Raw genomic sequence first — 5,899 nt, 5'->3', positions numbered from 1 at the left:
GCACGACCCATTCAACGGCTACTGCGGCTGACCGCACGTGCACCTCGGCCCTGCTGGCGCACTGCCGGCAGGGCCGTCGCGTCCCACGCAAGGCCGTACGCGATCTGGCCGTACCACCTGCGCGGCGCTATCCGCACCGCACTGCGACCTCATGGGGGTTGAGGAACATCGGAACGAAAACCGGCGCTAAGCCTGTGTTGGCCCTAGTGAACGGCTGACGGGCCATCTGATGCCGACCCTGTCTAAAGTCGTTCCACGGATAACGGGCCATTATCTGCGGCGGCCATCACGGACAGTACAAGGGCCGGATTTCGCTCCGATGTTCTCAACCCCCTTCTACGTTTCTGGGAGCTGCTGACGCGCCGCCGGTTCAGCGGGCCCGGACCCGTTGTTCATCCGGGCGCTGGCCTCCAGGACCTGATCGATGATGCGGCGGCGCATCTCGCTCTCCGGGTCATCTGTCAGCCCCTGAGCGAGCCGCTCGGCAGTCAGGTAGTAGCCGGTCAGTACCGGCTGCTCGAAGTACCGGTTGAGCTGGCTGAGGGTCTGCCCGTACATCTGCAGATACGTACGGTTCAAGAAGGCGGCCAACGCCGCCCCGACCCCCGCGATCGACGCCACGAAGACCTTCGTCGCCCCACCGGTGAAGTACAGGCCGGCCGCGAAACACCCGACGATGATCAGGAGGCCCAGGGCCATGGCCCGCTGGGAGGATCGGAACGACCGATCCGCCTGATCGGTGGCGATGCGGTGATACTCATCGATCTGCGTCTGGTTCAGCTCCAAAAGAGTGGCCAGCGGCGTCACGGTCTTCAGCTGGCTCAACTGCTGGGCATGAAGCTCCCGCTGCTGCTCCGCAGTCTCCTCGGCCGCCTTGAGCGCGGCTATCTCCTTACGGCCCCGGGCCCACAGGAAGTAGCACAGAGCCACGGCTACCAGGGTGAAGAGCACGGCCGCCACGATCCACAACCACGTCGGCACGGACCACCCGCTGCCCTTACGACTGTCCTTGCCTCCACCCAAGATCCAAGCCGTGCCCAGCAAACCGATGAGGACACCTGCCATCGCGCCGGGGGACGATCCCGGAGACCTGCCGCCCCGGACGTAGTGCCCACGGACGTAGTGCCCACTCAAATGAACCCCCGATCACGACGGCCGACCATGGATCACACTGACCGTGAGAGTCTCGCGTTCCGCGCTGCGCCTGACTAAAGAACGGGCCACCAACTGGCGTGTTCTCAACCGCGACTTGGCGACTTCCCACCGTCACCGAGGCCGATGACCTCGCACGCGCCGTCATCGCCCAGGCGCTCCAGGCGTGTGACCGAGGTGAGGGAGATCGGGGCCATGGCGCCCGGAGTTAGAAGAAGCGGCCTGTTTTGGCGCTGTCGCTGACCAGGGTGTTCACGGCCTCAAGATCCACTCATGGCCCCTTCTGCCTTCACCTCAGCGATACCCGAGAGGGGGTCGACCGCGTCCCGGTCGTGGCAGGGCTTCCACCGCAGCGTCCTGCCTACCTGAAGAACATCGTGTCGATGTCCCAACGGGTCAGGTCGAGCCTGGTGAGACGTGCTCACTCTGCCGGGCGGCTGAGCTCCTGGCGCCACTCGGCGAACCGTTCCTTGATGGCATCGGCGGTCTCAGGTGTGATGCCGTAGGCGGCGAAGCGGTCGCTTCGGAAGCGGGTGACGCTGCCGAGCATGTCGGCGAAGACGCGCCGGTCGAACCCGGCGTCGCGGTGTTCGGCGAACCTCAAAAGCTGGTCGCGGGTATACCCAGCCTTGATCAGGGCGTCGACGTCGATGAAGTCGCGCAGTTCCGCCCGACTGAACAGCGCTTCGATTTTGCCTGCAGCCACGTCGTCACGGTGCAGGACTGGGCCGAACTCGGACGGGACGGGCTGATGGTCAAGGGTTTCCGCGACCAGTTCGACCTTGCTCGTCCGGCCCGCGGCGGGGTCGGTGACGTACAGCCTGACGTACGTGTCGGAGCTGTCGACGTGCTCGACGGCGTACCCGGCCTCCTCGTAGGCCTGGGCAATGCGGGCCTCGGCGGCAGGCATCTCGGCCCGCCGGTCCAGGCTGGTGAACAAGTCCACGTCATCAGAGAGCCGGTCAAGGATGTGGTGTGCCTTGATCGCGTACCCGCCGGCGAGCGCAAAGCCATGGTCGACGAGGGCGTCGAGATCCACCCGGATGAGCCGGTCGTGCAGCTCGTCCACTACGCGGCGGCGCCGCTCTGACGGTGCCGGAGCTCGAGGAAGCGGGCTTCCCATCCTGCGCGGATCTCGCGCGGGATGATCAGATCGGCCCACAGCCTGCGCAGGGTGTCGGCGTCCAGGTGCTCCGCGAGGTCGAGCGCGCTGGAGGCCTCCCGGATGACCCTCTCGTACATCACTGAGGTGTCTTCGGTGTCGGCGAGGTCGTACCGGTTGTCCGGGCCCCAGTGCAGGCGGGTGGGCAGGGATGCAACGCCGCTCGTTGGCCCGCGCAGCTCGGCGAGCGCGCCAGGAAGCGCGCACGGCCTGGCCTTCGTGTACCTGCTCATGTCCCCAGTTTGCCGCACCTGGGCGCCCTGGGCGGTACTGCGGCGGCCGCGGCCACCGTTTCCGTCACACGCTGCTCGGTGACGGCGGACGGCGGCGGGCCCGTTATGCAGCGATGACGGCCTGGTGGTGTCGCAGGTCAGGGAAACCGATCTTGCAGTTGTGCGTGTATAAAACGCATTGTCCTCATGCGGGTCCTCAGCAGGCCTCACGCAACCCATTCCCGAGTAGAATCGGAAATGCGTTCGATAACGTAAGTCGTCTGGAGGCGCTCCACATCTGGCACGACACGTGGGTGGGAAGCTCTCTGCCGACCAACCTCGTTACGGCTGAAACGAGGTTGCAAAATGGACATATCACCCCTCGGTTTCCCTGGCCCCCGCTTTCCTGGGGGGCCTCTGTCAGTGAGCGCTGCCAGGGATAGCAGCATGACGATCATGGATATGGCGCGCCACGGCATCGACGAGCAGCGGATCGATGAGGCCCTCCAGCGAAAGTTGGCCCATGTGTCCGACTCCCTGCTGCACACCCCACAGCCCTGAGGTGCCTGCCGTGAGCGACCTGTATGAATTCCAGCTGACTCTTGACGTGCCCGACTCTCTCCCAGCCCCCGACCTCGCGCTGCTGCGGTGGCATCTCGGGGAGAGCGGCGAAGAGTCCCAGGAACCGGATGTGTATCCCCTGCTCTCCGCCCGGGGCCCCGCCGAGCGGATCGGGGGAACTCTCGTCGGAGACCTCGCTCGGGGTGTACGGGGCTGGGCACTCAGCGTCCGGCAGGAAGTCCATCCCGACGAATTCGACCGGCTGCGGGAACTCGTGGAATGGATCGCCGCGAGGACCAGCACTTACGGAACCATCGGCTATCTGCGCTTCCTTGAGGAAGCCGTTCCCGACGTGCTCATCGCCGACCCCGACACCGGGACCGCGCAACGTCTTCCCTTGACGTCCGGATCCGCGGCACAAGACCTCATCCCCGACCCCTGGGGGTAGGGGATGAGCTTCGCCGCTATTACGACGGCGGCTCTGTCAGCGGCGGGTCAGGGTTGACTACTGGTCCAGTGGCGGATCACGGCAGAAGGGGAACCTGGCGTGGTGGACGCCCTACGCTGGCGGGTACAACGCTGTCGAGGGGGCTCAAATGCCTGATGAGAACGTGCAGATGACCGTGGACGGCGAACTCCTCCGTGAGCGCCGTGAGCGCCGCGGGCTGTCCCGCGCGGCCCTGGGCGGCTTGGTCGGCAGGTCCGAGGACTGGGTCAAGAAAATCGAGCGTGGCGACCGCCCGGTGCGCTCGCTGACGATGCTGGTGAACCTAGGCAGGGTCCTTGGCTGCCAGGACGTCAACGAACTGACTCGCGCGGACGTGTCGGTGCCGATCAGCGATGGCGGCAAGGTGACTCACCCGGGCGTTCCCAGTCTGCGGGCGGCCATCCATTCCCCCCTGTTCGGAGGGGCCGGCACCCCGGAGGACATCGGCCACCTGGCCGGGCGGGTCCGTCAGGCATGGGACATCTGGCATCGTGCCCGTGAGCAGCGCACGGCCGTGGCCGCAGTGCTGCCGGGGCTGATCGAAACGGGGCGTGCCACGGTGCGGGCCTCAGAGGGCGCGGAGAAGCGCCGGGCGAGCGTGATCCTTGCCGAGACGTACGCGCTCGCCCAGCAGTACGCGGCCCACACGGTGGAGCCGGAGCTGTACTGGGTGATCGTGGACCGCGCGCGGATGTGCGCTGAGCAGGCGGACGACCCGATCGCGCTCGCCTCGGCCGCCTGGATCGTCGGCAACGGGCTGAGGGTGGCTGGCCACACCGAGGAAGCCCTGCAGATGGTCGCCGACGCCGCCGACACCCTGCGACCGCAGTTGGAGGGCGGCTCGGACCGGCTGCGCGGAATGTTCGGCTCGCTGTGCCTGCACGCCGCGGTGACGGCAGCTCAGGACGGCCGGGACGGCGATGCCTGGCGCTGGCACGGGGAAGCGGACCAGACCGCGCGGGCGCTGGGGCGCTACGCCCACCCCTGGACCATGTTCGGGCAGGGCAATGTCTCCGTACACGCAGTCACCATCGGCGCTGACCTGCACACGCCGGGTATCGCGCTGCAGCAGTTGACGACCACCGACCCCGCCTCGATCCCCTCTCTTGAGCGGCGCTCGCGGCTCTACCTGGACGCGGCCAAGGCAGAGCATGTCCGGAAGGAGAAGGCCAGCGCGCTGCAGTATCTGCGGCTGGCGTACGACGTCTCACCTGAGGCTGTGCGGTACGTGCCCTCGGGCCGAGCGCTCGCGGTGGACCTGAAGCGCACGGCGACCGGTGCGCTCTCCCACGTCGCCCACCAGCTCGCGGAGGACATCGGCGTCGCCGCCTGATCTGCGGGTCCCTCAGGCGGGCGATCACACCAGGGACAGGTTGTCCCCCTCATCGAGGGGGGCCAACCTGTCCCTGACCTTCTGTCAGGCCGCTCTACGGTCGAGCCGTACCGCATCAAGCAGCGGGATCGAGCGGAGGTAGAAGGATGACGATGGCTGAGGAAGGCGCCCAGCACACTGCGCGGGAGACAGACGCGTTGCGGGCCGGGCACGCGGCTGCGGCAGGTCTGAAGGAAGCGCTGGCCCGGGTCGGGGTCGTCATCCCGTCGCTACGGGCTAGTCAGCCGGTGAGCGGCTCAGGTTTCGTCGAGCTGGGCGGTTGCAGCGCCGGCACCGCCATCACGCTGGCAGAGGTAATCAATTCAGCTGCCGACGCGCTGCCCGAGCTGCGGGCCACCGTCCGGTGAGCGCCCCCACTGCTCAGGTCGACTCCGAGGCCATCCGACAGTCGTACGACGCCGTCTTGTGGGCACCATCCGACGTGTCGGGAGAACAGATCCGTGATCTCCTACTCGCCCACGTACAGTTACTCGGTCCCGAGGTCAGCGCACGCAAAAGCGCGCTGGGCGATGAACATCAGCAGTGCACAGCCCAGCTCGTCCTGACCCACACGCACCAGATGCTGGAGCGCGGGGTGGACACCACAGCCCGAGACGTCTGGGACCTCGCGGTACAGTGCCGGGCACTCCACACCCTCTACCTGCAGCTCGGCCCGCTGGATGAGCAGACCGCTGGAGACGATCGCGCGGCAGACGCCTCATGACCCGCAGCACAGCAGCCCGGCCGCGCGGTCACGGCCGCCCCGGGTACTCCCTCTTACACGAACGAGTGCCCCAAAGCGGCGCAGAAGCCCGGCGTCTGGTCCGGACGGCGCTGGCAGCGTGGGGCTTGGACCGCCACGATGTCGACACCGCCGAGCTGGTCGTCGCCGAACTAGGGCGTTTCTGATGGCTCTTGCTGGGGTGGGTGGATCAGTTCTTCGGCTGGGCAGG

General features: G+C 67.1%; 7 protein-coding genes. 4 read left to right on the top strand and 3 right to left on the bottom strand.

Annotated elements, in window-relative coordinates:
• Positions 1–336 precede the first annotated feature (336 nt).
• The 3 genes from IE277_RS46065 to IE277_RS46055 form a co-directional block, all read right to left on the bottom strand.
• Positions 337–951 carry a TRADD-N-associated membrane domain-containing protein gene (locus IE277_RS46065; RefSeq protein ID WP_189960038.1) on the bottom strand — a complete coding sequence of 205 codons (615 nt, stop codon included), beginning with the start codon at positions 949–951 and terminating at the stop codon, positions 337–339.
• Between the two features lie 622 nt (positions 952–1,573).
• A complete protein-coding gene (locus IE277_RS46060) occupies positions 1,574–2,221 on the bottom strand; it encodes a nucleotidyl transferase AbiEii/AbiGii toxin family protein (RefSeq protein ID WP_229882584.1) in 648 nt (215 codons plus the stop codon).
• Entirely contained in the window at positions 2,221–2,547 is a 327-nt protein-coding gene (locus IE277_RS46055) for a hypothetical protein (protein ID WP_189960034.1), read from the bottom strand. The genes IE277_RS46060 and IE277_RS46055 overlap by 1 nt, the downstream gene beginning before the upstream one ends.
• A gap of 550 nt (positions 2,548–3,097) precedes the next feature.
• Between IE277_RS46055 and IE277_RS46050 the strand changes: the two genes are divergently transcribed.
• The 4 genes from IE277_RS46050 to IE277_RS46035 all read left to right on the top strand — a co-directional run bounded on the left by IE277_RS46050 (position 3,098) and on the right by IE277_RS46035 (position 5,670).
• Positions 3,098–3,535, top strand: coding sequence for a hypothetical protein (locus tag IE277_RS46050; RefSeq protein ID WP_189960032.1), 438 nt, complete (start codon positions 3,098–3,100; stop codon positions 3,533–3,535).
• 148 nt (positions 3,536–3,683) lie between these two features.
• A complete protein-coding gene (locus IE277_RS46045) occupies positions 3,684–4,907 on the top strand; it encodes a helix-turn-helix domain-containing protein (RefSeq protein WP_229882583.1) in 1,224 nt (407 codons plus the stop codon).
• A 146-nt stretch (positions 4,908–5,053) separates the two neighbouring features.
• The gene (locus IE277_RS46040) at positions 5,054–5,314 is read left to right on the top strand and encodes a hypothetical protein (protein WP_229882582.1); all 261 of its coding nucleotides are present in this window, start codon (positions 5,054–5,056) and stop codon (positions 5,312–5,314) included.
• Positions 5,311–5,670, top strand: coding sequence for a hypothetical protein (locus IE277_RS46035; RefSeq protein ID WP_189960030.1), 360 nt, complete (start codon positions 5,311–5,313; stop codon positions 5,668–5,670). Before IE277_RS46040 ends, IE277_RS46035 begins: the two co-directional genes overlap by 4 nt.
• Positions 5,671–5,899 lie beyond the last annotated feature (229 nt).

It is taken from the genome of Streptomyces alanosinicus, from assembly GCF_014650595.1.
Taxonomy (GTDB): Bacteria; Actinomycetota; Actinomycetes; order Streptomycetales; family Streptomycetaceae; genus Streptomyces; species Streptomyces alanosinicus.
The sequence above is the reverse complement of the archived record's forward strand: the minus strand, read 5'-3'. Positions and strand labels throughout refer to the sequence as shown.